This is a genomic window from Paenibacillus wenxiniae, assembly GCF_039822605.1.
In the GTDB taxonomy this organism is placed as follows: Bacteria; Bacillota; Bacilli; order Paenibacillales; family Paenibacillaceae; genus Saccharibacillus; species Saccharibacillus wenxiniae.
In genome coordinates, this window is record NZ_JBCGUH010000005.1 from 275878 (window position 1) to 302356 (window position 26479).

A 26479-nucleotide genomic window follows, 5' to 3' on the forward strand; every position below is an offset into this window, starting at 1 on the left:
AGCTTGTATAATGTATACCTTATTACCCATAACCCAATAAAGGGTTAATCTGATTCACGATAAAGAAGCTTTTTCTCCAGATGAGAAGAAGCTTCTTTTGTTATAATGGTTAAACTACATGCTGTTCAGCATGAACTCCTCCAGCCAACAATAAGGGGACGAACTCAAGTAAAACATCGAAAATCTAGCGATTAGAAATGAAGACAGATTCCCGATGTTCCAAAATAATAAGATATTATTTAAAAAGACATGCGATCCTAATTCAAAAAAAAGCATGATAGCCTATCATGTTATATCGTCGATTCGATCTTCTGAACAATCGGTATGTACATAGCATTCATAAGGAGGAAACATCCATGTCGAATTCAGATTCAAATTCATTGCCGCGCCCGACTCATTTGCAGCTTGCGCCAGATAGCGCAGCGATACGTGCGTTAGTTCAGGCAGATCCGGTACTGGGGCAGCTCATTAAGCAGATTGGGCCGCTGGAAATTCCGCTGCGCAGTGATCCGTTTGTGTCGCTGGTGTCGTCGATTATTTCGCAGCAGTTATCGGTGAAAGCAGCCGCAACGATCTGGAAGCGTGTGGTAGAGCTATGCGAAGAACAGGTGAGTCCAGCGACGCTGGATCAATTTAGTGATGAACAACTGCGTGCAGTCGGTGTATCGATGTTCAAAATTCGCTATATTCGCGATCTGTGCCATCATGTGCAAGCGGGATTACTGCCGCTGGATCGTTTGGATGAGCTTTCCGATGAAGAGGTGCTGCAAGCCCTTGTTGCCGTCAAAGGGATCGGACGCTGGACAGCGGAAATGTTTCTTATTTTCAGCCTGGGACGTACCGGCATTTTATCGCATGGCGACGCGGGTTTACAGCGTGCAGCGCGCTGGCTGCATGAGATGGAGGAACGCGAGGATGGGAAATATACGCAGCAGCATGAGCTGAACTGGAGCGCTTATCCGACCGCTGCATCGATTTATTTGTGGGAAGCGATCAATATTGGCTGGGTCGATTCTGGTCATAAGTTAGCTGACTTTGCTAGCGTGGATACAGCTAATACAACTATTGATCCAGTTATGGATACAGCTAGTAAGCAGCCATCTGATCCACCATCGTGAACAGCGCTGGAGAGTACAAACGATTCAATCGATATCGCTTTACACCTGACTACTTCATATCATGATCGCTGGATATCGTACAAATCTACATATCACGAGGTAAACTAACCATTCACCTCGTTAAATAGTGAAGTGGCAACGGAGAATACACAAGCGTCTCTCCATCCTTTTCCAGCTTGACTATAATCGCAAAATCCGCGCCACCGCTAACATCCCCACGGGGCAAAGCCATTATCATCGGCGGACAACGCAGCACAGCAGACGTTTCCACTGCTCCAGCATCAGCAAGCGCCAGTGCCAGCAGTCCGTCAATCTCTCGATACAATACATCCAATTCGCCAATACAATGCGTATACTTTCCTTGAGACTCATCATATTTACGTTTCAGCTTCGTTTTGTATTCTTCTACCTCATCAAAACACAATTCCCAATCCAGCGGATAGAGCGAATGCCCTAACGAATACACATGGATATTCCGCTGTCCGTATGGAATCGTGCTGCCTGGATGCTCTTGTTCGCTCATAGTTTGGGTCTCCTTTTGTATATGCTTTTAAATACTTTGAGTGCTTTTAAATGCTTTTAAATTCTCTTAAATACTCCTAAATGTTCTTAAATGATCCTGAATGATCTTTAATTTTCTTAAAGTCCTTTAAAAACTCATTAAGTGCTTGGCTCTTGGCTGGCTTTAAGTTGCCTCAGTATAGTGCAGCATCCGCTCCAGGCAGAGAACATGCCAGCGACCTCCGGTTAAGCCGGAATCCTTTGAATGGGGGAAAGTAGACGGATTCCGGCTTAAAGGTCGGTCTTTTGGCATCGTTCTCTACCTTCCGCTACGTGCTGGTATGAGTATGCGTGCGATTGATATGCCAATCTAATGTGGCTGTAATACATATGTAGTGGAGGTACTTTAGTACATGGTATAGCAGTTTGAGCTTGTGCAGCTAACTTTAGTACATGGTATAGCAGTTTGAGCTTGTGCAGCTAACTTGCCGCATTTTTCATTGCAACTTGAGAAAAGGAACGAAGTGGAGGGACGACTCATAATGGTATCGCCTTCCTAACACAACACGGGTTCAATAAAAAGCGATTTTTGCGAAGTAAAGTATATTACAGATTTGGAGGGGGGAATCTACATTTAAGCCCAATCCGTAGATTCCCACCTTCCACCGGAGTCTGTTCTCCTTATTCCTTGCCTGAGTGCTTGTTGCTTAACATCAAAAGGATATCGAGACGCTCAATAACAAGAAAGGTTTAAACAACTATGATGCCTTACGTAAGCCAGAATTTTTCCGAATCAAGCTCAACCGTTCAGATCAAATTCGAATCAAGCTCAATCTTTCGGATCAAGCTCAATTTAAATTTAAACTGAACTTTCAACTTGAAATTGAACTCGAACTTGCACATTCAACCGTTCAGATCATATAGCACAAACACGCCCCCATACCTCACCCAGCCACCTCGTCAGCAAACTGACTATTATACAAATCAGCATAAAAACCATTCTGCTCCAGCAACTGATCATGCGTCCCCTGCTCGATCACTTCGCCGTGATTCATGACCAGAATCAGATCCGCGCCGCGGATCGTGGATAAGCGGTGAGCAATGACAAAGCTCGTGCGATCTTGCATCAATTCATTCATCGCTTGCTGGATCAACACTTCAGTGCGGGTGTCTACGCTACTTGTCGCTTCGTCCAGAATAAGAATCGACGGATCAGCTAGAATCGCGCGTGCGATCGTTAGCAATTGCTTTTGCCCCTGTGAAATGTTAGACGCTTCTTCATTCAGTACGGTATCATATCCTTCTGGCAATGTACGGATAAAATGATCCGCTCGCGCCGCTTCCGCTGCTTGCACGATCTGCTGTTCGGTCGCCCCTTCGCGTCCATACGCGATATTATCGCGAATCGTACCGCCAAATAGCCATGTATCCTGCAATACCATCCCGAATAAACTTCGCAACTCGCCGCGTGCCATTTCCGTAATATCGCGTCCATCGATACGGATCACGCCGCCATTTAACTCGTAAAAGCGCATCAGCAAATTGATGAGCGTTGTTTTGCCTGCACCAGTCGGCCCAACAATAGCCACCGTCTGTCCAGCATGAACTTGAATATTCATATCGCCAATGAGCAATTGATCCGGCTTATAGCCAAATTGCACATGTTCAAACGTAACATCGCCACGCACACGAGACAGAGCAGATACATTGCCCCATTGTGGTTCTGCTGCCTGTTTGAAGCCAGCGTTCACATCGGTAACCGCAGTCTCCCTTTCAGATTGTGCATGGGCAAACTCCGCGCCGGATGACTGTATACTGGCGCGTTTCGCTTTCGACGTAGCCCTTTTGCCCTGTGCTTGCTCAGTTCCTACAGTTGATCCTACAGCTACCGCACTTGTACCTTCACCCAACGCAGGCTGCTGTTCCTCCTGCTCATCCAGCACTTCAAATACCCGCTCTGCCGAAGCGATCGCCGACTGGATAATATTCGAGATATTCGCCAGCTGTGTGATCGGCTGGGAAAATTGGCGAGCATATTGGATAAATGCCTGAATACCACCAATCCCGATACTGCCGCGTGTGACCATGATGCCGCCGACTACGCAGATCAGCACATAACCGATATTACTCACAAAACTCATCAGCGGCATAATCGTTCCCGAAATGAATTGCGCACGCCAACCGGAGTTGTATAGCTTTTCATTCATTTCATCAAATGTATGCAGCGCTTCCTTTTCACGTCCAAATGCTTTCACAATCTGATGGCCGGTATACATTTCTTCTACATGTCCATTTAATTGACCGAGCGCCGCCTGCTGTCCGGCAAAATGCTTTTGCGAGCGGCGTGCTACAAAGATCGTCACGATCAGACTGAGCGGAATCGTCAGCACTGTGATTAGCGTGAGCAAAGGACTGAGCGTGAGCATCATAATAATTACCCCAACAAGTGTTACGGCAGACGTGATCATCTGCGTCAAACTTTGCTGGAGTGTGGTGCTAATATTGTCCACATCATTTGTTACCCGGCTCAGCACTTCACCGTGGCTGTGACGATCATAATAGCTTAGCGGTAAACGCGTCAGCTTTTGCTTAATTTCACGGCGCATCTCGTACACTGTATTTTGCGTCACCGATGCCATCCAGTATTGCTGAATATACGAAAATAAGGCGCTAAACAGATACAGTCCACCCAATATACCGAGCAGCTCGAAAATATAGTGGAACCGAATCGCTCGCCCACCGCTTACGCTGTTAAATAGCTCATCTGTCGCCATACCGAGCACACGCGGCGAAAAGATAGAAAATAACGTACTCAGTAATGCTGCGATTAATACGCCAAGCAAGTGTAGCCGATACGGACGCAGATAGCGTACTAATCGTCTGAGCGTAGCCTTGAAATTTTTCGGCTTCTCACCTGGCAATCTCATGCCCATACCTGGAGGGCCACCCATCGGGCCACCGCCTGGCGGACGTCCGGAGGGTCTGCGATTGTTATCGTTACTCATGCGCTCTCCTCCTCCGACAGCTGTGACGATACGATCTCACGATACACATCGCTAGTTTGCATTAATTCATGGTGTGTACCGATGCCGGCAATCTCGCCTTCATCCAGTACGATAATCTGATCGGCATCACGAACTGTACTCACACGCTGTGCAACCATCAGCACGGTAGCATTCACCGTTTCCTGTTTTAAGGCTGCGCGCAGTCGGGCATCGGTTTTGAAGTCGAGCGCCGAGAAGCTATCATCGAAAATATACAGCTCTGGCTGCCGTACTAATGCGCGTGCAATCGACAGACGCTGCTTCTGACCACCTGACACATTGGAGCCGCCCTGCGCAATTTCGGAATCGTAGCCTTCCGGCATCCGTGAAATGAATTCATCTGCCTGGGCAATCCGAGCGGCATGCACCAGTTGCTCCTGCGAAGCATCCGGTTTACCATAGCGAATATTATCCGCTACGGTGCCGGTAAACAGCAGTGCCTTTTGCGGCACATAACCGATCCCTTCGCGCAGTCGTTCCTGCGTCAGCTGACGTACATCATGTCCATTCAATCGAATCGCGCCAGCACTCACATCGTAAAAGCGTGGAATCAGATTGACCAGCGTCGATTTGCCTGATCCGGTACCGCCAATAATCGCCGTCACTTCACCACGACGCGCTTGAAAGGAAATCCGTTTTAACGCCGGCTGTTCCGCACCTGGATAATAAAACTCGACTTCATCAAACGCTAACACCACATCGCGCTGAGAACTGCTTTTCGCCTGATCTGCATGACTAGCTTGCAACTCCATGCCTACCGTTCCCGCTGCATTTGAGCTTGATCCAGACACAGAATCGACCGGATCAACGATATCCGGCTGCATGTCCAGCACTTCATTGACACGCGCCGCCGATGCCGAAGCACGCGGAATCATAATAAAGATCATCGACAACATCAAAAAGGAAAACAAAATCTGTGTTGCATACTGTACAAATGCCATCAGATCGCCTACCTGCATATGCCCATAGCTAATCTGAAAACTACCAAAGCCCACGATACAAATGATCGATATGTCCAAAATCAACATCATCATCGGCATCATTAGCGCCATCAATTTATTCACACGGATCGCCGTATCCGCCAGATCACGGCTGGCACCGTCAAAGCGTACATTTTCATAACGATCACGGTTAAAGGCACGAATAACACGAATCCCGGTCAAATTTTCCCGAATGACCATATTCAAGCGATCCAGCTTTTTCTGCTGTGCTTTGAATAGAGGGAATCCACGTCGTCCGATCAGCCAGATCGTGAGTCCCAGCACTGGAATGACCACGATAAAGATCAGCGACAATTGCGCCTGCTTCGATACCGCCATAATAATACCGCCCAGCATCATCAGCGGTGCCATCAACATCATCCGCAGCATCATCGTCAACACTTGCTGTAATTGCGTAATATCGTTAGTCGTCCGTGTAATAAGCGACGCGGTACCGATCCGATCAAATTCTTGCAGCGAAAAATGCTCCACATGCGAAAACACCCGACTACGCAAATCGCGTCCAAACCCGAGCGCTACACGCGCAGAGAAATAGCTGGCTGTAATGGAGCACACCATGCCGAGCGCAGCAAAAAGAAGCATATACGAGCCGATACGCCAAATGTACGGTGTATTGCCATGTGCGATCCCCGTATCTACAATATCAGCCATTAATGTAGGTAAAAACAGCTCTGACATCGTTTGCAAAAAAGTCAGCAATAGAATAAAAACTGCGACCCCATAATAAGGCCGCAGTAGACGGAGCATCCTAGTCATGTTGACCATCCCCTTTGTGGGTAGGCTCCAGCGGTTCAAATACTCGCTCTTCAAAATATTCATATACACGTCCAAGCAGTTGTGCCAGCTTCCGACTATCTTCTTCTCCCAAATAATCGACAAGCCCTTCAAAAGAGCTTTTGAATACGGACAGCGATTGATCCATAATGGCTTCGCCTTTATCGGTTAATGTGACGCGAACAGCACGGCGATCGCTCGGGTCCATATTGCGCTCAACCAGGCCGTCATTTTCCATACCTTTAATCAATTGCGTTACAGTGGGAGACGTCACGCGAAGCATACGGCTAAGCTCGGAAACCTGAATGCCACAGCTTTTGCAATCTTCCTGATTGCCAATACAGATCAAAGCCATAATTTCACTTGGCTTATGACCAGCTACAGGCTTCTGCCGCCAATCCGCTTTACGAAACAAACGGAACGCTCGCAGCAGTTCCTCGCCCATTGGCGATATTCCTTCAAATTTTACATCTTCCACATTTTTCACCCCGAGATTCAATCACATTTTGTGTAAGCAAACTATTATTTAGCATGACTATTTATTAGGTTATCTAATTTTATAACTTGAAGTAATTCTTTGTCAATCATTATCTATTATAATACCACTACTTTCGCGTATTTTAAGCCTATTCTTATAAATTAAGACGTTTCATTTCGTATATTTTCATAACGGATTGCTTTTAATTTACCACTGGATATTAAAATTGTTAATTTTTTGTTAAGAAATGTTCTTTTTTACGTTTTTGAGTATTTTTTTATCCTAAAAATGTTAAAAATCTCTTCAGATTTACGATAAGTATATAGAGAGGATTTGCAGCAGCATGCAAACCTCGTACAGATTAAAGGAGGTCAATCCAATATGAAAACCAACAGCCTGCGTTCGCCCTGGCGTCGATCCGTCAAAACTAGCGTATGCGGCTGGCTCGCCGTTCTGTTATTGCTCCCTTCAGCTCACATCTATGCGGCAGAAATCACTGCACGTCACGAACAGGTTGGTCAGGATACGTATCTTGGCGGACAATACTTGGAGCTAGGCATTACAGAAAGTGGCACACTGGGTACATCTACCGCAAGTCCGGGCGGTTTCCATCCCGGTTCATTGCGTAAAAGTATTGGCCTGAACACCGACAGTGATGGTTATAATACCGGCAAGGATATGAGCAGTGGCGATTACGTCCTGCCAGGCAGTCCATCGGAAGGCTTTATCGTCGGCTACAAGCAAACCCCGTCAGACGCCAGCCCCAAAAGCTTTATCAATGAACAGCAAAATGGCAATATCGATATCCCCAGCACGACCCAAAATATCTCCACCGATGATCTGCTCGCTGCCCGCACGGTCGGGAAAACTTGTGATCAAGCCCTCGGAGTTAATCAAACGATCTCATTCAAACCAGGCGATTCCTTCTATAAAACGACCATTACTCTTACTAACCCCAGCGTGACTAACTCGGTCTACGATGTTCACTATATGCGCTTCCTCGATCCCGATATGGATGCCGATCTAAACAACGACAACAGCACAATCAACTGGGTTCCTTCCAACCCACCTTATGATGCCGATGCGATTGCCATTGCTATGGGTAGCGCTAGTGATCATGTGTTTATGTATGTAGCCAGTGATCCTCGTGCACAGGCTTCTGTAGGCTATAGCCGTGATCCGTATAGCGCGCCTGCGTTCAAAGCAGAGAGAGCACAGCGGACGGATGCGAAGCTTGCCGATGATTGGCTGACATTGACTTTTAATGCGGGCAATCTGAAGCCAGGCGAATCGACGGAGCTAGTCTTTTACAGTAGTGTAAACCCGAATATGAATGCTGCACTTGCCGCTATTCATGCGGACTACCAGACTGCACCAGAAGATATCCCAACCGACCTTGTCCTGTCTGGCGATGATCTGACATGGGATATGAAGCCAGGTGCCAGCGCAGGCCTGCTGACAGCAACAAGTGCTAATCCAGAAGACAGCTTTATTTATAGCCTTGTTACTGGCGAAGGCAGCGAAGCAAATAGCTACTTTGACATTGAGAACAATCGACTGGTGACCGCTGCTTCACTTGTGCGCGGTGTATCCAGCTATCCGGTACGTATCCGTGTAACCGGACCACAGGGCGGCACACTGGAAAAAACATTTACGATCCGTGCTCATGCACCGGAAAGTAGCACGGAGCTTACATCCTTATCACTTGAAAATGGAACGCTGCAACCGAACTTCAAGCCAGATGTAACGATGTACCATGCCACTATGAATGCGGACGCAAGTGCCATTACTGTGCAAGCTAGCGTATATGATCCAGATGCGACACTGTCTATTGACGGCGTAACCGTTACCGATCAAGTGTATGGCACACACAGCTTCATCTATACAGCACCATTGACCGATGATCTGACTGATGTGGCGCTAAAAGTGACCTCACCGAGTGGTCAGAGCAAAACGTATACAGTTCAAGTCATTCCGGCAAGCCTGCAAGCTGAGCCTGAACCTGCATCGGTTTCTGATCCAACTGCACCACAGAAAAATACAGATGAGTTTACATCGAATCCACTTATAGGCTCAGAGCAACTAGCACCAACAGGCTCAGAGCCATCCACTACTGGCGATAACAACCATGTCGTAGCAGCGACACCTGTCGTATCGACCACACCAACTACACCAGCAGACGATACGTACTTGCCACTGGTAGCACCACCGCTGACAATCACATTCCCATTCCTGCCAGAGCTACCTGTCGATCCATTGACAACAATTCCGGTGCTCATTAGCGGCGGTAGTGGAAGTAATGGCGCAGGCGCTTCCAGATTGGACGATATCGTCACCGATAGCGCAGCTACATCTGCTCCAATCGTAGCACCAGCTGGAACGACAGCTCCTGCTACAAAAACGAGCAAAACAAACGCTACACCTGCAAGCACTGTAAGTTCCAAAAGCTCAAATAAAGGCTATATTCAAGGCTACCAGGATGGCACATTCCGTCCTGAGCAAAAAGTTACACGTGCCGAGCTAGCTGTAATGCTGGATCGCCTGATCGGTAGCAACACCCAGACAACAGGTGAGCTGGATTTCAAAGATATTCCAAACGCCTACTGGGCTGCTTCCGGCATTGGACTTGTACAGCAACAGGGCTGGATGAAAGGTTATCCAGATGGCACATTCCAACCCGGACAAGCATTGACACGCGCTGAGCTTGCTTCACTGATCGCACGCTGGAAAGAGTTGGACAGCACCAACGCTTCCACTTCCGCTGCGAACGATATACCCGGCAACTGGGCAGCTTCGGACATTAACAAAGTTGTCGCTGCTGGCCTGATGAAAGGCTTCCCGGACGGCCAATTTTATCCAAACCAACCGGTTACGCGTGCTGAGATCGTAACGGTGTTGAATCGTATTCAGACCAATACACCACCTGAATCGGTCAAAGGCTCAAGCAACTGGGCCGATGTAACTCCGCAGCACTGGGCGTATGCCGCAATTAGTAAAGCTTCGGAGTAACGTTTGGAACGAATACCGCGATTGGAGTAAAATCATAGATAAAATAAATCCCCTTATCGTAAACCATCATAAGCGTCTAATAAGCGCCAGATTGATGGAGTGGATAAGGGGATTTTTCATGTTATTTTATCGATTAGCATATTGTGTCACCGAGCACAATTAATATAGTTATATGCTATTTATAATATCCACGATTTCTTTCTTCGCTTGTTCAACTTCTGGCAAAGGTGCAGGGATGACAGGAAATACATGAATCATATTCGGATATTCATAATAATTGATGTCTATACCTTGCTGCTCCGCCATATCTTTGAATTTTCGGCAATCAGCTAAAAACAACTCATGCGTGCCAACAAATAATGTGATTTTTCCTAATCCTTCGATGCTTCCATAGATTGGACTTAACAAAGGATCGGTTAAATCCGTCCCACCTGCATATGCCTTTGCCGCTGCCACCAAAAATGGAGTGCCTAGCATCGGATCAACGCTCTCCAGTGCTGAAATGTCAGGGTTGGACATCGAAACATCGAGCCAGGGTGACATTAATATTATATTACCTGGCTGTGGTATTCCTTTTTCTTTGAATAGCTGTGCCAATGCTAAAGCAAATCCTGCCCCGGCAGAATCGCCCATCAAAACAATTTGATCTGGATTGATCTTGCCAAGCAATTGTGTAAATATAGCCGTCACCTTATCAAACGATTCTTGATATTGGTAATTAGGTGCTTTCGGATAAATAGGAACCGTGATCGTGGCGCCTGTTTGTTTGGCAACATGCTGCAAAAATAACCAGTGCTCATCTAAAGGCTGAGATACATACGCTCCACCGTGAAGATAAAAGATATGTTTGCCAGATGGATAGCCTTCTCCCTTGAGGATATAGGTATCTATGTCATATATCGTCTCTTTCTCAAAACCTCTATTTGCATTAATATCTGCTGGTAATTCATAAGGCTGCTCATTTTGAATTCGAATCTGTTCAATAATCATAGGAAGATTATTTTCATCATTTAAAAGAGCTTTGCGTTGTTTTAACTCCTGTAATTTCTCTTCCATCATTCTCATGTCCATTATCAAAACTCTCCTTTATCGCCAATCTTTTGTTTGTGGCATTGTTAGCGCACATCGTTTATTTGCCGTTTCAATAAAGGATTGAATGGTAGACATTCATAGACAGGTTTGAAGTTTGAACAATTCGTATCCCCTCTATGCTGCGTCGTGGTCGTCTTGTTCGATGTACTGGATGATGATCCTATCTATTCCCATTGCTCGTATTTCAGCTTGATGTTTTCCGCAGAAACAAAACCTTTTTGCAGCAGTGGATTAGGGACGCTACGATTATACTTTTTAATCTGACCGTTTAGTTCTTCGATCTGCGCTTCCCATTTGCCTGTAGTCGTATGAGCAGGATTATCGTCCATGTGTTCAATCAGATCTTTCATACCCGCCCGAATTTGCTTTTGCAGCTCTAACCACGGTGGCAGGTAATTCGCTGTTTTGAGCACGGAGTTTAACACATCGCCATCCGGCACATCAAGCGGCTTGCCTGTTCCTTTTAGGTTATCCATCCCACCTTTGGATGCATAATCATTGAAAATATCATCCAGGTGATTGGCCGAACCGAGCTTTTTCGGTGTGAGCGGCTCGGTTGGTTTATCGTTATAGTTCATTTCATATTCCACCTTTCGTATGGCGTTAGAATCATGACGTCGTCGGCGTTTACAGTGAAGGAGGATATTGTATATTTCGAATGGGAAGGTAGAAATCCCTTTAAAAAATTAACTTTTCTTGAAATTATGTAATATATTCTGTTCCATCCCCATTACGTTTATGGAACGATTGGTTTGAATGTGTAAGGAGGATCATTCGTTCTTTCTCTTATTGGCTGGCACATATTAAAAAGACTGACTATAGCTAGCTACAGCTTCGTCAGTCCTTTTGTATTGCGCTTTATGCTTATTTGAACAACAATTTCTGTCTGTCAGCTTCCATTGATTGTACTTCTTATTTTACTTCCTCAGCTTATCCTCTTCGCCATCCTCAATCTTCGATCTTCAATCCCTCACCCATCATCTTCAATCCTTAACTCTTACCGACTAACCCATAATCCTCAATCTTTCCACTCTGGCGGTAGTAACTGAGCATATGGATTTTGCAGGAAACGATCGTCGACTAACATCAGCAGACCGTGATCCTGTTCAGTACGGATCAATCGTCCACCGGCTTGCAGCACTTTGTTCATCCCCGGATATACGTAGGCATAATTATACCCGCTATGTCCGCCACGGCTGAAATGTTCGCGAATTAATTCGCGTTCGGGACCGATCTGCGGTAAGCCGACACCGACGATGATTACGCCGGTGAGTCGGTCACCTGCCAGATCGACACCTTCACTGAAAATACCGCCCATTACAGCGAATCCGGTTAATGTGCGCTCATTATCCGGACGAAATGCGGCCAGAAATCGGTCTCGTTCTTCCTCAGCCATACTCGATTGCTGAACCAGTATATCTGTATTCGGCTCCAGCGCTTCAAATGCTTCTAACACATCGCGCATATATTGATACGATGGAAAAAAAGCAAGATAGTTACCCTGACGCTCATTGACCAGCTCCGCGAGTAATTGTGCCAGTTCCTGTCGGGTGCGTTCCCGATCTCGATAGCGCGTAGACAGTGGCACGATACGTACCTCTAATTGCTCTTTTGAAAACGGCGACGGAATCGAAATATTGTAATCGTCCTCTGCGGCACCGAGCATATCGCGGTAATACCGGATCGGGGATAATGTAGCCGAGAAATGAACGACCGAGCGATATCCTTTAGCCGTCTGACGCAGCTGTAGCGATGGATCGATACAGAACATACGCAGCAGCACTTCACTGCCATCCTGCTCTACATAGGTAATATGGCTCTCCATATCGTACAACCGTCCAATCCGCAAAAAGGCCTGTGCAGCAAAATACGTTTCCAGCAGCTGCTCTGTGTCGCCGCTATCCCCCTGTTCCAACAATGTAGTCTCTGCGCGAATTGTGAATTCTTCTAGTAGTTTGAAAATATCTTCGGGCGCTTCACTGCGACTAATCATCTTCTCCTCACCCATCTGCTTGCGTAGCCGGATAAAATACGCATTGATCGCACCCGCAATTTTGGACAACGGCTCCGAACTATGCTGGTAATCCCGTTTCAGATCGAGAAAGGCGGCTTTATTTAGCTGGGCGGAAAACATCCCGCGTCCACGGTCGACCAGATTATGTGCCTCATCGACGAGCAGTACCGTACTTTTACGCTGATCGTCGGTTAAACGCTTGAGGGATACGCGCGGATCGAACACATAGTTGTAGTCGCAAATGACCGCATCGGAAGCGTAGGAAGCGTCCAGTGACAGTTCAAACGGACAAACGGTATGCTTTTGCGCATAACGCTCGATCACATCACGATTCATGAGCGTTTCGTTCGTTAACATATCGAGAATCGCTTCATTAATCCGGTCGTAATAGCCATCGGTGTAGGCGCAGCTTTCACGTCCACTTCCACCCTCAGCTGTACAGAAGCAAACTTTATCTTTTGCAGTAATGGTCACGCCGTGCAAATGCAGTCCATTTTGCTGCATACGCTGGAGGGCATCTTCGGCATTGGCACGGGTGACCGTTTTGGCAGTAATGTACATCAATCGTTCGGCACGTTCATTGCCGATACTTTTGATCGCAGGAAATAAGGTGGAGATCGTCTTGCCCGTTCCGGTAGGCGCTTCAGCGAACAGATTCACCTGCTCACCAATCGTCTTGTACACCGCACCAGCGAACTGTCGCTGACCCGAACGGTATCCGGCAAATGGAAAAAGCAGTCCTTCGATGCTATCATTCCGACGCCTGCGATGCTCTGCCAGCATCTCCGCGTAGGGTGCATATTGCTCCAGCGTATCCATCGCAAAGTCATGTAGCTCCTGACGGGTGCGAATCCGCTCCAGCTTCGTTTCTTTGCCGCTACTTTTGTGCACATAGGTGAGCTGAATCCGCACCTGCTCCAATTCGCGTTGCTCGGCTAACATATGCCCATACATTTGCGCCTGTGCCCAGTGTACTTCACGCCCATCTCCGATATCCTCTGCTGTAATGGAGGTGGACTTGATCTCATCCACCGTTAACAATCCAGACTCATCCGTCCATAGCCCATCGCAGCGTCCTTCGATCCGAAATAACAGGTCACGTAGCGGAATTTCAATCCGTAGATGCACTTCCTTTTCGCCCTCTTCACCGTATCCTTCCTGCACTTGCTTATGAATACGTGTGCCTTCCTGCATCGTTTGTGCTACGCGAAAGCCAGATTCGATGCTGCCGCTCCGATACACATATTCCACCAGCGGACGCACTGGAATATCGATTATGGTCGTCATGACCTTCACCTGCCTTTTCTCTATATGTGTAGCTGTTTTGTATCTATATTTGTATCTGTATTTGTATCTATATCTGCCTCTATACGTGTCTGTGTAGCTTTATTCTGATTATCCTATCAGATGCAGCAAACGTATATGTTGGGTGCTTCAATCACTCCAGCAAGGAATAAGGGACGGATTCCCTCCCGTCTTGCACAGCAATCTATGCAGTAGAATGGAATTATAGATTACCGAGATTCTCGCATTGAAATGCTGCTCAAATCTATACAAGCTTGCTTAAGGAATTTCACAACCTAATATAAATTTCTTTATTGCCTCATCCATCCTCATGGTTGCATGAAAGATTCGATATAACTTCAAAGTGGTGTTCCTCACTATAATTGCTATTTTGTTACTCACTAGACTTTCTATCTTGCTATATTGTAGGCAAAATGATAGACAAGCTTCCTAGAGGTCTGTTTTTCGCCCGTTTATTCATGCCATTACTCGCTATATTGATATGGATATCTGCCTGATCCAATTGGATAATATTGCTATACATAGCATCTTACCGATACAGGAGGAATACATATGAAGCATACCGTCTCCAAATGGTTATTATCCGGCACACTTGCAATAACAGCCTGTTCTGCTATTTTACCCGTTTCGTCCAGTCATGCCGCTGTCATTAATCATGATCAGGTCGTTGGCTTTAGCGAAGTGACACCGACTAATGATTCACAGCGCGCCGCGAAGACATTTCAACCTTTTCTAAAAGTGTACAATGGCAGTGTGCCATTCCCGGCTGTCGATGCGCAGGGCAATACAAGCGGTGGACTCAAGCCAACTGGATCACCGGAAGGACAGAGCAGCAAAAGCATCGGACAGGTGTATGCACGTTCGGCATCGTATAATGGAGCTTGGGCAATCATGTATGCGTGGTATTTCCCGAAAGACGAAGCTTCTCCATCACTCGGTCATCGTCACGATTGGGAATGTGCCGTCATCTGGATCGACGATCCAGCGGCTGCCAATCCAAAGGTGCTGTCCATCGCCTACTCCCAGCATGGCGGCTTTCAAAATGCAGCGCCAACCAGCAATAATATGAGCGGTGCGCATGCACTCATCGGCTACCGCAGCATCTGGCCGCTGAACCATTCTCTTTTTAGTGTAACCGATGTCGGTGGTACACAACCGCTAATTAACTGGGAACAATTAACACCAGCCGCACGCGATGCGCTGAATACGACTGATTTTGGCGATGCGAATGTTCCTTTTAAAGATTCGAATTTTATGAACAATTTGCAAAAGGCATGGTTTAAATAAATTCATATTCTCTATTTAGAAAAGCCGCTAGCTCTCATCGGAGTATAGCGGCTTTTCGCGGTCAGCACTACTTGTAGCTGTTAAGTTCTTTAGGACTTTGTTAAAGGTTTTTGGTGCTTGTGCTTGTGCTTGTGCTTGTGCTTGTGCTTGTGCTTGTGCTTGTGCTTGTGCTTGTGCTTGTGCTTGTGCTTGTGCTTGTGCTTGTGCTTGTGCTTGGCAAAGTATAATCGAGCTAAAGCCTATTTACACATATTCAATTCGCATGATCAAATTATCTCTGCTTACCTCTATCGTCTCTATAAAATTCAGCTCCACAACTCCGCTTTAACCCAACCATACCAATCCATGCGCGCCCAACTTATCGTCATCTTCAGTCCTACGTACTACTCATTCTCCAATTCGCCTGATACTTCGTTAATCCTCACTTCTCACTTTTTACTTCTTCCTGCTTATTTCTGCATCTGCTCCCTCGTAAACCGTAACCATTCCCGTGCCGCAAACGATAAATATCGTTCTCGATGCCAGATCATGCCAAGCTGCCACGGAATCGCTGGCTGTACATCTGGCACGATATGTAGCTTCTGCTGATTGATTTGTGCGCAGATCGTCTCCGGCAACAATGCAATGCCCAGCCCTGCGCTTACCATCTCACTGATCAGATCCCACTGCGAGCTTTCATAAATAATTTTCGGCTGAAAGCCTGCTCGTATGCACGAATCAATAATCCGACCGTGCAATGTAAAATCCTCCCGGAAAATAATAAACGAATCCTCCGCCAGTTCAATCAGCTCCACCTGTTGCCGACCCGCGAGCGGATGCATGACCGGTACGAGCAGATTCAGCTTTTCCTCTCGAAAGGAGAAATATTCTAGCACCTGATCCGAAACAGGCAACACCGCAACCCCGATATCCAGTGCGCCGCTCACCACATCATTTTCCACCTTCTTACCACCATCTTCAAACAGCTGGATCGTCACATTCGGATACAACTGATGAAACTGCCCGATAATCCGTGGAAAAAAGCGCGATCCGATCATCGGCGGCAACCCGATACGCAGGTGCCCACTTTTCAAATTACGCAAATCATCCAGCTGCGAGGACAAACTTTCAAACGACTTCACAATATTTTGCGCCTGCTGCTCAATCACCCGCCCCGCATCCGTCAACTCAATCGACCGCCCGACCCGATTAAACAAAGCCGCCCCAAGCTCCTCCTCCAACGCCCGAATCGTCTTACTAATCGTCGGCTGCGTAATAAACAACGCCTCCGCCGCCCGCGTAAAACTCCCCAACCGCACAACCTCCATAAAATACTGCAAATGCCGAATATCCATACAAGCCCTCCTTTATACGATGTTATATACTCATGTGTTCATGCATTTATATGTTCATCTATTAATTTCTGCCCTTTTTGTTTTACGATTTTCCTTACCGTCTTATCGCCTTACTATATTATTCTCTTACTATCCTAATGCCCTACCGCCCTACCACCTTACTATATTGTTCACTTACTCTCCCAATACCCTACTGCCCTACCACCTTGCTATATTGTTCACCTACTCTCCCAATACCCTACCGCCTTACCACCTTGCTATATTGTTCACTTACTCTCCCAATACCCTACCGCCTTACCACCTTGCTATATTGTTCACTTACTCTCCCAATACCCTACCGCCCTACCACCTTGCTATATTGTTCACCTACTCTCCCAATACCCTACCGCCTTACCATCTTATCCTCTTGCTGCCATACCGCCTTATTGCCTTACGGTTCTAAGGTTCTACTGATCTACCGCTCTACTTCTATACCACTATACCGTTCTGCCTCTCTATTGCTCTATCGTTCTACCACCATACTGCTATACTCTCCTACTGTCTTATATCTATTGCAATTAGTTCTTAAATGCCCACCCTACCAAAGCGGGTATGCAAACACACCTGTTTCTCCTCGCACGGAACGGAGGGAAGGAAATAAGGGGAAAGGACGACTTTGGAGGGGCGGGAATCTTCAAGTGATCCCAATTCCAAAAGATTCCCGCGGCTCCACCCGAGTCCGTCCCCTTATTCCTTCCCGGAGTGATGTAACCAAGAACCTCCCCGTGTTTCATAAGCGCCCCCACCAACTCATAGCCAAAAGGAATACATTTCATGCCATATATGAATTTTACTCATGAAAGAAAGAGATGTAAACTTTTCACATCAGATAAAATACTCTGCATTTATTTACAATCCCGATGAACACATCGAATACAAGAGAGAAGGATTTATCTCATGAAAAATATAGGGAAAGGCATACTCCAAGTCGCTGCGCTGATGGGTTTCTCCGAGCTACTAAATCTGCTGGTAAGCTGGCTACATTTGCCTGTTCCCGGCAGCATTATCGGTATTGCGATTTTGTTTATTTTACTGCAATCTCGCGTCATTAAGCTGGAATGGGTCGATATCGGAGCAAGCTGGTTACTGGCTGAATTACTGCTGTTTTTTATCCCATCTGCTGTTGGCGTGATGAACTACATCCCGATGCTGGAGCAAGATGGGGTACGCATTATGGTGATCGTTATTTTCAGCACGATTCTCGTGATGGCTAGCTCAGGTCTACTGGCAGCTATTATGTCCAAACGAAAGGAGCGTCATTCCTCATGAATTCAATTATTTTCCTGCTGGCCACACTGATTATCTATGCCGGAGCGAAGAAACTGTACAAACGCTTTCCGCGTGTATACTTATCCCCATTACTGACGACTCCACTTGTGCTGGTCATCGTGCTGTTAATGATGAAAATACCGTATACGAATTACAATCAAGGTGGTCATCTGCTATCGCTGTTGCTACAACCAGCGACAATCGCCTTTGCGATTCCACTGTACAAAAACTTGCACACACTTAAAAAGCACGCCAGCGCGATTATCGCCAGTGTGCTCTGCGGCTCGATCGTTGCGGTTAGCACGTCCGCACTGTTTGCAAAGCTGTTGCATCTGGATCACAATCTGATGAGCAGCATCATCCCCCGTTCAATTACAACACCGATTGCAATGAACGTATCGCAAGCGATCGGCGGCGTACCGACGATAACGGCAGTATTTGTGATTATTACTGGATTGATCGGCAGTATGATCGGTCCCTATATTGTAAAATGGTTCCGCATTGAAAGTGAGATTGCACGCGGTATTTTGTTCGGAACAGCAGCTCACGGTACAGGCACATCCAAAGCATTTGAGTTAAGTTCATTAACAGGAACGATCTCCAGTATATCGATGATTCTGTCTGCTTTATTCACACTGGCTACAACGCCACTTCTTGCACTTGTTATGCTGCCCTGACCGGGCAGCTTTTTTTATGGCTGTATAAATAAACTGTGACATACATAACTACATAAACAATGCCCTTTCGATTCCTAACATAAATGTATAATTTTATACGTATAAGTGAATAATTATTAGTTTAGTTTAAATTTTTATTATATTAATTGCGTATTAATCGATTGCAATTTCTATTAATATTTGTTTGAATTGTTGCGACAATTATATGTAGTTCGCTGTTAAATTCATTATTATATATGTATTATTAACGCACATATTCGGACAATTTCCAAAATTTTTATGAAGTCCCAATTGTAAAAGATGAATTTTATACCGATATTGTTGTATATTTATATAAGAGCAGCCTGATGATTGGAGCCAACAGGCAGACAAGTGTTGATCAAGCGATAATGTGATAATCTAAACTGACCAAAGCGGAGGACCTTTATTATGAAAAAAACAGGTATGGTACGTCAATTGGACAGTCTCGGCAGAATCGTTATTCCGAAAGAAATTCGGGATACGATGGAGATTGGCATTAGTGATCCGATGGAATTTTTTATTACGGAGAAAGAGATTATCTTCCGCAAACACAAAGGCATTCAGTGCATCTTCTGCGGTAGCTTTGACGATCTGGTGTATTATAAAGATCAATTTATTTGTGGTGTATGTGCTGAGCAAATGGGCGATGAATCCCAGCATACACCGATGGCAGAAATGACGGAAGCGCCTGCATTTGGTCGTAATTTGCAGTCTTCTCTGCGTAAGTCCAGAAGCAAACGCGGCGAAATGCTAACCAAAGTAGAAACGGCGATGCAGGAAAATCCTGGCGCTACGCAAAATGAGCTAGCTCGTATACTCGGCATTTCTCAAAGTCGTGTCTGCCAGATTCAAAAGGAATTACGCGCCTCCGGTTCTACGTATGAGCGCTAAGCAAGACAGAGCCTGACGAGAAGCTTGACTGACTCTATGACATGATCAGCTGGCGAACAGAGTCATGACTCGTTTATTATGTTCTAGTTAGAAGCTATAATCGATATAAACGACAGAAATAGCCTTTGATGTGGCTGTGCTCCAACCTTTTACTTATACTGGTATCGATTCCATTATCCGGTATACCCCTACCACTTGTAGAAAATGTAGTGGATCTAGCTGATCGTTGGATTTCCAAAGACCGAAAACGATCTTGCGATCATGATCTGTTTCAGACTAACGAGGATCTACCTATAGATAAGCTTGTGCTCGCCTAACCTTATTTTGCGCGCTAACTTAAATTTCGATACACATACCAATGAACACCCTCTCCATTCCGTAACGTCGGAGTCGAGAGGGTGTTTTTATATTGCGGTTCGTATGATTATTGCTTTACCCAGTAGGCACTACCATCCTCATGACGATCCATAAAACCATATTCGATCATATAGCGGCGCAGTGTAACATAGTCGGCAAAGGCGGTGGATAGCACCTCATTCACCTGCTTTTCGGTATATTGACGATCCTTTTCAAAACGCTTCATCAGATGACGTAAAATAATAATTTTCCGTTTTTCTTTACGCGGAAATTCCGATAACGGTCCATCCAATCCCTCTTTAAAATACTGCTTCAAAAAGGAGGCACTTTCTTGTTCTGTAATGTTATAACGCTCATCGACCATCGTGGCGGTACGATGAATCTCAATAAATGGCGCTGGATCATGACTCTGCTGCTCCAACAGCTCCATGATCGCCAGCAATACACGTGCTTGCTTGGCTTTTTCACGCAGAGCAAACCGATGATTACGAATTGTAGATTTACTACTGCCATGCTCTTCGACCAGATCGTTATCACTTTTACCTTCATAAAAAGATTGCAGCAGCTTGCATTGCAGCTCTGTCAATCCGGTAAGCTTCTTGTTTAACGTTAGTAAATAGTGAAACATGGAAACGTAGTTCAACCGAATATGCTGTTGTACAAAGCGTTCTGCCTCATAAAACAAACCATCCTGCTCATAAATACGCCCTTTCTCAAATACTTTGCCATCAATCAGACACACAAAACCACCAAATGGCCCTGCCTGTGTATCTTCCATATAGCCTTGCTTCAATTGCTCCAGAGAAGCCTGCCAGAAAAGATCAGATTGCTGCTTGCTGGATATTTCGCTCATCATGAGTTGCTCCTTTGCCTTCATAATATATTGGCTTCAATAATACATTCGACTAATACATTCAATTTTCACATGTGATTAATATTTTAATGTCTACTAATATAATAGTCAAATTATTTAATTGTCTATTTTTAAACCAGAAGCACATTATATATTAACAAGTGATACCTACACGAATAATGTAATAATACTCACGTAAAGACCACATAAAGATTCCCATAAAAAAAGTCCATTACCGGTTTATATCCGATAATGGACGTATTATTGAAGTTCGTACTACAAAGTTCGCACTAACGCAAAGCTACCTCTACCATCGAAGCTGCCAACTATAGCAAACTACATTGATCGCATCAACCTAGCTCTTTTTGCAAATAACTTGTGACTGCATTAATTTTCGTCTGCATTTGTTCCAGCTGTAGTGGCGACTTCTTCGAAATTCTCGTTATTTGCACAAGTATATTGTCGTACGCAATCGAACATGTATCGTACTGTTTCAGTATTTGCTCCTTTTGAGCCGTAGCAAGCGCTTTGCTGGGCCATGAAATTATGTCTTTGCCGAGTGAATGCTTTAAATAGATCACATCAATGATAGTGAAAGCATCTCCACCTGTATCCTCGTAAATTAATTGCTTTTGCGTCGTATCATTAGATTGATCACCATGTAACGTCAAAAATGAACGCGTATGGAATGAATCAGCTGCATCAATGGCTACAAGATTCGTATCTTTGGTACGATCGACTAGATGTGCATCGGGGAATCTTAATTCAGTTGAACTTTTGTTAAATAGTTCCTTGTATTGTTGGTAGCTATATAGTGCATCATTGTTACTTTCATGCTGGTTTGCACTGCTTGTCATCTGCTGGGTTGTATGGCTAGCCTGCTTATTTGTAACAGAATCCACATGGTGATCACAAGCTGAGCATACAAGTAAGACTACACCGAATGGAATCAGGATCGACTTCATTTTAATCACAATAGTAACTTCACTCTTTTCTATGTAAACTATGTATTCTCTCCACTATATTCTTCCATCCAGTATATTGTACATATGATAATACTGATATCAAGATCACTCCTTTTCGCCTAACCGCACCGCTTAAAGCTATCTAATCACCAATCATGTCGCGGCATCTCTGTCATACATTCATTATGAAATGTAATCCTGCGGAATACATATCCAATATAATTCCTACGATAAAATAAGACCGGACACCCTCTTCATGCAGAGTGTCCGGTCTTATGCTTATTCACGATCTATTCGTAATATTCCACTTTATTTTCATCCATACTTTTCATTAACACCATATCTTAAACACTTTATGTTACGACGAATGCACCGTCTGCTTACTCACACGTCTAGCCGCTACAGCTGGACGGGACAGCGAGTACAATGCGCACAGGAACGACAGGACAACAATCGCTGCGCCGACCCATGAATTGAAGTTGACGTTACCGGTATTTTTGATCACGATTCCGCCGAGGGCTGAACCGATCGCAATGCCGACCTGTAGGGCAGAGAAGTTAAAGCTTTGCTGGATATCGGATGTTTCAGGTGCATTTTCGATCAGATAGCTTTGCTGTGCTGGCGACAATGCCCAGCTGAGTGCGCCCCAGACGAACAATACAACTGGGAAGATCCAGATCGATTTTACAGCTAGCGGCAATACCAGCATCGTCAGGGCGAAGACGCCGATTACGATCAGGATACTACGACGGCTACCGAGACGGTCAGACATCATACCGCCGATCATCCCACCACTTACTGCGGCAATACCAAAGACGAAGTATACAATACTAATCCAGTACGCATTCAACCCCATCGTATTTTGCAAAAATGGCGTCAAATACGCATACATCGTATAGTGACCAGCCAACAGCAGCATCGTTACGAGATGAGCGCTGAAGATTTTAGCATTTTTCAGGGAAGCGAGCTGTGCGCGCAGTGGCATCGATTCTTCCACTGGAATACGATCCAGGAACAGAGCGATGATCAACATCGCGACAAGCGTCAGTAGCGCAATCGCCAGGAATAAGACACGCCAGCCGAGTGCTTCTTGAATCAGAACGCCAATCGGCACGCCAAGTACGATCGACGAGCTAATCCCCATTGAGATAATACCAATCACACGAGCACGGAATTTTGGAGCAACAACTTTGACGGCAATCGTCAGCGACAGTGTAACGATCAGCGATCCACTCGCTGCGGTTAGCATACGCGATGCAAACAACACTTCATAGTTCGGACTCCAAAATGCAAGCAGGCTACCTGCGGTAAACACGAGCATCGACCACAGGTACAGCGACTTCCGTTCTACACGGGAAGTCAGTGCCAGTAAGGTCGGGCCAGCAATCGCATAAACAAGTGCATAAATCGTAATGAGCTGTCCCGCCGTACCGATCGATACGTTCAGGTCACGGGAAATCTCGGGCAGCACACCACCGATAATCAATTCAATTAAGCCGACCGTGAAGGTCGCAATGGTCAAAATCAGTACCTTGAAATTCAAGCCTTCTCTCTCCTTTGTTTTAAACGATTCATTTTTAACATGCCTGCAGACAGCTCCATATCGTCATCGGCCGCTGCTTATGTTCAAAACGGGAGTGTCGGAATGCTGCAAAATCCATAAAAAAATCCTGATTACGACAGGATGCATAGACGATGCACCATCTGTAGTAATCAGGATTGTTCGGTTCCTGGTAGAGACCCTCAAACCATATTATTGAGGTTATACACGATGTATGATAATTCCTTCACTCATTCAATTGTAGGTTAAACAGAGATGGGACATCCCATCAACATTACATACCTTACCAGATGGGAAATGGAATTTCAATAGTTATTTTCGTTTAATTTTAATCATTATATTTTTTTGCCAGCTCTTCAAAATGCTCTTGAACGACTCGTTGAAATTTCTGAGCTGCGGCAGAGATATATTTTTCCTGTCGCCATACTAGGGCAATCTGCCGGAACAGAGGCGGCTGGGATGGGAGCAAACAGATGCTGTCGCTCACAGGCATGCCGGTTGCTGGAATAAAGCCAATTCCGATTCCAGCTTCAATAAAAGCACCCAGACGCGCTGGTTCATTCCCCTCAAAGATGTATTCCGGCACAAAGCCAGCTGTCTGACATGCTTGATCGACCAGATCGCGTGTATGATATCCCTTTTTCACCCCAACTAGCCGTTCATGAGCAAGCTGGATCAATGGCAGACTCTCCATAGCTACCTTTGCAAGCGGATGACTGGTAGGAATAGCAATCAGAATCGGATCGTTGCACACAATTTCATACACCAACTGCTCATCGTGGATCGGCAACGATGTCAAACCAAAATCAACCTCACCTTTGTGCAACAAGTTTTCCAGTTCGTCGGTCGCACACATTTGCACATGGAACTGAATATGCGGTTCTTGCTCCCGAAATGTACGCAAAATTTGTGGCAATGTACTCGCATTCGTCACAGCGAGCCGAATCGATGGCAGACGTGACTGACTCCAATCGAGCAATTGCTGTCGTCCCTGTTCCAGTTCAAATAACGCCTTTTCTGCACGTGGCAAAAAAGCATGTCCGTACACGTTCAGCTTCAACTTTTTGCCCACACGATCAAATAACGGTACACCTATGCTTTGTTCCAGTCGCTGAATCGTTTTGCTTAATGATGACTGTGTCACATACAAGCTTTCCGCCGCCTCCGTCATATGCTCCAATCGCGCCAACTTCACAAAATACTGCAATTGCAACAATTCCATCCCTGCACCTCTTATTCCTTTGAGTCCATTAATTTATGTATGTAAATGAATTGGAGTAAATAAACGATTTCTTTTATTATACACCTATCTCATTTCTATCCTAAAGGGGGCACCACGATGGAATTATGTCGTAATTACATGGTACTGGCAATGAGTCTGGGCATGCTGCTCAATCCATTAAATTCGTCAATGATCGCTGTGGCTATTCCATCATTGCAACAGACGTTTGGGATTCCATTAACGACGGTGGTATGGATTGTATTTGCTTTTTATATTACCGGTGCTATCTTTCAGCCGATCATTGGCAAAGCCAGCGATTGGTTTGGGCGACGCCAGCTGTTCCTGCTCGGCTTGATCATTGCGCTGATTGCTTCACTGGCAGCTTCATTTGCAACTCATTTTGGTACGCTTGTTACGATGCGAATTGCCCAGGCGATCGGCACCAGTATGACCGTTACCGTTGGGCTTGCACTGGTGCGTCATCATATTACACAGCGGCGAGAACAGGCGTTATCACTAATCTCGTCATGTCAATCAGGCGCTGCGGCACTCGGACCGTTTGTCGGCGGGTTGCTCCTTCACTGGTGGGGCTGGTCTTCCATTTTTGATGTTAATGTACCGATTATACTGATCAGTCTTGGGCTGGCATGGAAATTTTTGCCGAAAGAATCGTCTCAGCATGACCTACGTCAAGTTAACGTATCCCTACATTCATCATTACGCCAGATCGATCTGATCGGCATACTGCTGTTTGCAATTGGGCTGATCGTCTTGCTTGGCAGTCTACTATCCGGCAAAACCAATGCACACTGGTCATTCATGCATATTATCGGCGCATCGGTTGGATTGTTGGTACTGATAGTATTTGTACGGCATGAATGGAAAATGGACAGACCGTTCATTCCGCTACGTACATTGTCCGAACTACCAGCGGTAAGCTGGATTACGGTTAGCTTTATGATTGCCAATGTGTTGTTTTATGCGCTCTTTTTCGGCTTTCCTTCCTATTTGCAGCAGGTGATACGACTCGATTCGCTGCATACCGGTCTGATCATGCTTGTGCTCGGTCTGTCTTCAGTAGCCGGTGCCACGCTTGCAGGCAAAGCGCTGCGCCGCTATTCATGCCGGATTATATTATGGCTGGCTGTATCACTGATGCTGGTCGGTTCTGTTCTGCTAATAATTCTGCAAGTGCATTCGTCATTGTACTGGTCGAGTTTGATTTTGCTGCTGTTCGGTTGCAGCAATGGACTCAGCAATGTAGCAATGCAAGCGGATCTGATGGAACAGACGCCAGCATCCGTCGCTGGTGTTGTGTCCGGTCTGTTTAATATGGCGCGCAATCTGGGCGGTATTGTCGCTTCGATGCTCATTAGCATCATAGCCGGTGCTGTATTTACAGCATCGCAATTCCATACGCTAGCGATTGGCTTGCTCGTATTTGTAGGTATCTATGGTGGATTATTGTATGCACGTAACAGATTAATGTAAGGTTAGATTACAAAAGAAAAAAATTTTCATTATGAAAATACAAAAACGATATTGACGCCTCCTCCCATCCGTTATATGCTACGTATGAAACCGCAAACAAATTAAATACAACGACCGTACATCGGCGTGTTACCAGTAATGGGCATGAGCCAAGCAACGGACGATACCAGAACCCG

Annotated in this window: 19 protein-coding genes and 1 riboswitch; of the genes, 7 read left to right on the forward strand and 12 right to left on the reverse strand. The window is 45.6% G+C overall.

The features are described 5' to 3' along the window. The first annotated feature begins 356 nt into the window (after positions 1-356). Positions 357-1118: a DNA-3-methyladenine glycosylase family protein gene (locus tag AAHF22_RS11895; protein ID WP_347325222.1), complete on the forward strand. Its 762-nt coding sequence runs from the start codon at positions 357-359 to the stop codon at positions 1116-1118. Between the two features lie 112 nt (positions 1119-1230). On the opposite strand, the gene AAHF22_RS11900 is transcribed toward AAHF22_RS11895, so the two are convergent. The 4 genes from AAHF22_RS11900 to AAHF22_RS11915 form a co-directional block, all read right to left on the reverse strand. After that, on the reverse strand, positions 1231-1641 hold the full coding sequence (locus AAHF22_RS11900) for a hypothetical protein (protein ID WP_347325223.1): 411 nt from the start codon (positions 1639-1641) through the stop codon (positions 1231-1233). 922 nt (positions 1642-2563) lie between these two features. Continuing rightward, positions 2564-4624: an ABC transporter ATP-binding protein gene (locus AAHF22_RS11905; RefSeq protein WP_347325224.1), complete on the reverse strand. Its 2061-nt coding sequence runs from the start codon at positions 4622-4624 to the stop codon at positions 2564-2566. Continuing rightward, positions 4621-6420, reverse strand: a complete 1800-nt coding sequence (locus AAHF22_RS11910; RefSeq protein WP_347325225.1) for an ABC transporter ATP-binding protein — start codon at positions 6418-6420, stop codon at positions 4621-4623. The genes AAHF22_RS11905 and AAHF22_RS11910 overlap by 4 nt, the downstream gene beginning before the upstream one ends. Beyond that, a complete protein-coding gene (locus AAHF22_RS11915) occupies positions 6413-6916 on the reverse strand; it encodes a MarR family winged helix-turn-helix transcriptional regulator (RefSeq protein ID WP_347325226.1) in 504 nt (167 codons plus the stop codon). The genes AAHF22_RS11910 and AAHF22_RS11915 overlap by 8 nt, the downstream gene beginning before the upstream one ends. A 381-nt stretch (positions 6917-7297) precedes the next feature. Here AAHF22_RS11915 and AAHF22_RS11920 point away from each other — a divergent pair, with 381 nt between their 5' ends. Further along, positions 7298-9925: an S-layer homology domain-containing protein gene (locus AAHF22_RS11920; RefSeq protein ID WP_347325227.1), complete on the forward strand. Its 2628-nt coding sequence runs from the start codon at positions 7298-7300 to the stop codon at positions 9923-9925. 168 nt (positions 9926-10093) lie between these two features. Here the strand turns inward: AAHF22_RS11920 and AAHF22_RS11925 are convergent, their stop codons facing one another. The 3 genes from AAHF22_RS11925 to AAHF22_RS11935 form a co-directional block, all read right to left on the reverse strand. Then, positions 10094-10996, reverse strand: a complete 903-nt coding sequence (locus AAHF22_RS11925) for an alpha/beta hydrolase fold domain-containing protein (protein WP_347325228.1) — start codon at positions 10994-10996, stop codon at positions 10094-10096. Between the two features lie 185 nt (positions 10997-11181). Then, complete coding sequence (locus AAHF22_RS11930) at positions 11182-11595, reverse strand: DnaJ family domain-containing protein (protein ID WP_347325229.1); 414 nt, start codon at positions 11593-11595, stop codon at positions 11182-11184. A gap of 440 nt (positions 11596-12035) precedes the next feature. Next, positions 12036-14318, reverse strand: coding sequence for an ATP-dependent DNA helicase (locus AAHF22_RS11935; protein ID WP_347325230.1), 2283 nt, complete (start codon positions 14316-14318; stop codon positions 12036-12038). Between the two features lie 570 nt (positions 14319-14888). Here AAHF22_RS11935 and AAHF22_RS11940 point away from each other — a divergent pair. Beyond that, entirely contained in the window at positions 14889-15623 is a 735-nt protein-coding gene (locus AAHF22_RS11940) for an NPP1 family protein (protein WP_347325231.1), read from the forward strand. 449 nt (positions 15624-16072) lie between these two features. Here the strand turns inward: AAHF22_RS11940 and cidR are convergent, their stop codons facing one another. Further along, a complete protein-coding gene (cidR, locus tag AAHF22_RS11945; RefSeq protein ID WP_347325232.1) occupies positions 16073-16957 on the reverse strand; it encodes a cidABC operon transcriptional activator CidR in 885 nt (294 codons plus the stop codon). Positions 16958-17893: 936 nt separating this feature from the next. Here cidR and AAHF22_RS11950 point away from each other — a divergent pair. The 3 genes from AAHF22_RS11950 (at position 17894) to AAHF22_RS11960 (ending at position 19854) form a co-directional block, all read left to right on the forward strand. Next, positions 17894-18265 (forward strand): CidA/LrgA family protein, encoded by a 372-nt coding sequence (locus AAHF22_RS11950; RefSeq protein ID WP_347325233.1) that lies wholly within the window; start codon positions 17894-17896, stop codon positions 18263-18265. Next, positions 18262-18942 carry a CidB/LrgB family autolysis modulator gene (locus AAHF22_RS11955; RefSeq protein WP_347325234.1) on the forward strand — a complete coding sequence of 227 codons (681 nt, stop codon included), beginning with the start codon at positions 18262-18264 and terminating at the stop codon, positions 18940-18942. Before AAHF22_RS11950 ends, AAHF22_RS11955 begins: the two co-directional genes overlap by 4 nt. Positions 18943-19371: 429 nt before the next feature. Beyond that, entirely contained in the window at positions 19372-19854 is a 483-nt protein-coding gene (locus AAHF22_RS11960) for an AbrB/MazE/SpoVT family DNA-binding domain-containing protein (RefSeq protein WP_347325235.1), read from the forward strand. Between the two features lie 424 nt (positions 19855-20278). Here AAHF22_RS11960 and AAHF22_RS11965 read toward each other — a convergent pair whose 3' ends face one another. From AAHF22_RS11965 to AAHF22_RS11980, 4 genes are all read right to left on the reverse strand, one after another. Further along, positions 20279-21064, reverse strand: a complete 786-nt coding sequence (locus AAHF22_RS11965) for a DUF2087 domain-containing protein (RefSeq protein WP_347325236.1) — start codon at positions 21062-21064, stop codon at positions 20279-20281. Positions 21065-21414: 350 nt separating this feature from the next. Further along, entirely contained in the window at positions 21415-22038 is a 624-nt protein-coding gene (locus tag AAHF22_RS11970; RefSeq protein WP_347325237.1) for a hypothetical protein, read from the reverse strand. A 349-nt stretch (positions 22039-22387) separates the two neighbouring features. After that, positions 22388-23572, reverse strand: a complete 1185-nt coding sequence (locus AAHF22_RS11975; RefSeq protein ID WP_347325238.1) for an MFS transporter — start codon at positions 23570-23572, stop codon at positions 22388-22390. Between the two features lie 147 nt (positions 23573-23719). Further along, positions 23720-23819: riboswitch (purine riboswitch) on the reverse strand. 99 nt (positions 23820-23918) lie between these two features. Beyond that, positions 23919-24812, reverse strand: coding sequence for a LysR family transcriptional regulator (locus AAHF22_RS11980; protein ID WP_347325239.1), 894 nt, complete (start codon positions 24810-24812; stop codon positions 23919-23921). A gap of 117 nt (positions 24813-24929) precedes the next feature. On the opposite strand from AAHF22_RS11980, the gene AAHF22_RS11985 reads away from it, so the two are divergent. Beyond that, on the forward strand, positions 24930-26303 hold the full coding sequence (locus tag AAHF22_RS11985; RefSeq protein ID WP_347325240.1) for an MFS transporter: 1374 nt from the start codon (positions 24930-24932) through the stop codon (positions 26301-26303). Positions 26304-26479: the final 176 nt, after the last annotated feature.

What these genes read in the sequence shown, in the direction of transcription:
- AAHF22_RS11895 (WP_347325222.1), top strand. Translation starts at nt 357, where the DNA reads ATGTCGAATTCAGATTCAAATTCATTGCCGCGCCCGACTCATTTGCAG.
- AAHF22_RS11900 (WP_347325223.1), bottom strand. Translation starts at nt 1,641, where the DNA reads ATGAGCGAACAAGAGCATCCAGGCAGCACGATTCCATACGGACAGCGG.
- AAHF22_RS11905 (WP_347325224.1), bottom strand. Translation starts at nt 4,624, where the DNA reads ATGAGTAACGATAACAATCGCAGACCCTCCGGACGTCCGCCAGGCGGT.
- AAHF22_RS11910 (WP_347325225.1), bottom strand. Translation starts at nt 6,420, where the DNA reads ATGACTAGGATGCTCCGTCTACTGCGGCCTTATTATGGGGTCGCAGTT.
- AAHF22_RS11920 (WP_347325227.1), top strand. Translation starts at nt 7,298, where the DNA reads ATGAAAACCAACAGCCTGCGTTCGCCCTGGCGTCGATCCGTCAAAACT.
- AAHF22_RS11925 (WP_347325228.1), bottom strand. Translation starts at nt 10,996, where the DNA reads ATGGACATGAGAATGATGGAAGAGAAATTACAGGAGTTAAAACAACGC.
- AAHF22_RS11930 (WP_347325229.1), bottom strand. Translation starts at nt 11,595, where the DNA reads ATGAACTATAACGATAAACCAACCGAGCCGCTCACACCGAAAAAGCTC.
- AAHF22_RS11935 (WP_347325230.1), bottom strand. Translation starts at nt 14,318, where the DNA reads ATGACGACCATAATCGATATTCCAGTGCGTCCGCTGGTGGAATATGTG.
- AAHF22_RS11940 (WP_347325231.1), top strand. Translation starts at nt 14,889, where the DNA reads ATGAAGCATACCGTCTCCAAATGGTTATTATCCGGCACACTTGCAATA.
- cidR (WP_347325232.1), bottom strand. Translation starts at nt 16,957, where the DNA reads ATGGATATTCGGCATTTGCAGTATTTTATGGAGGTTGTGCGGTTGGGG.
- AAHF22_RS11950 (WP_347325233.1), top strand. Translation starts at nt 17,894, where the DNA reads ATGAAAAATATAGGGAAAGGCATACTCCAAGTCGCTGCGCTGATGGGT.
- AAHF22_RS11955 (WP_347325234.1), top strand. Translation starts at nt 18,262, where the DNA reads ATGAATTCAATTATTTTCCTGCTGGCCACACTGATTATCTATGCCGGA.
- AAHF22_RS11960 (WP_347325235.1), top strand. Translation starts at nt 19,372, where the DNA reads ATGAAAAAAACAGGTATGGTACGTCAATTGGACAGTCTCGGCAGAATC.
- AAHF22_RS11965 (WP_347325236.1), bottom strand. Translation starts at nt 21,064, where the DNA reads ATGAGCGAAATATCCAGCAAGCAGCAATCTGATCTTTTCTGGCAGGCT.
- AAHF22_RS11980 (WP_347325239.1), bottom strand. Translation starts at nt 24,812, where the DNA reads ATGGAATTGTTGCAATTGCAGTATTTTGTGAAGTTGGCGCGATTGGAG.
- AAHF22_RS11985 (WP_347325240.1), top strand. Translation starts at nt 24,930, where the DNA reads ATGGAATTATGTCGTAATTACATGGTACTGGCAATGAGTCTGGGCATG.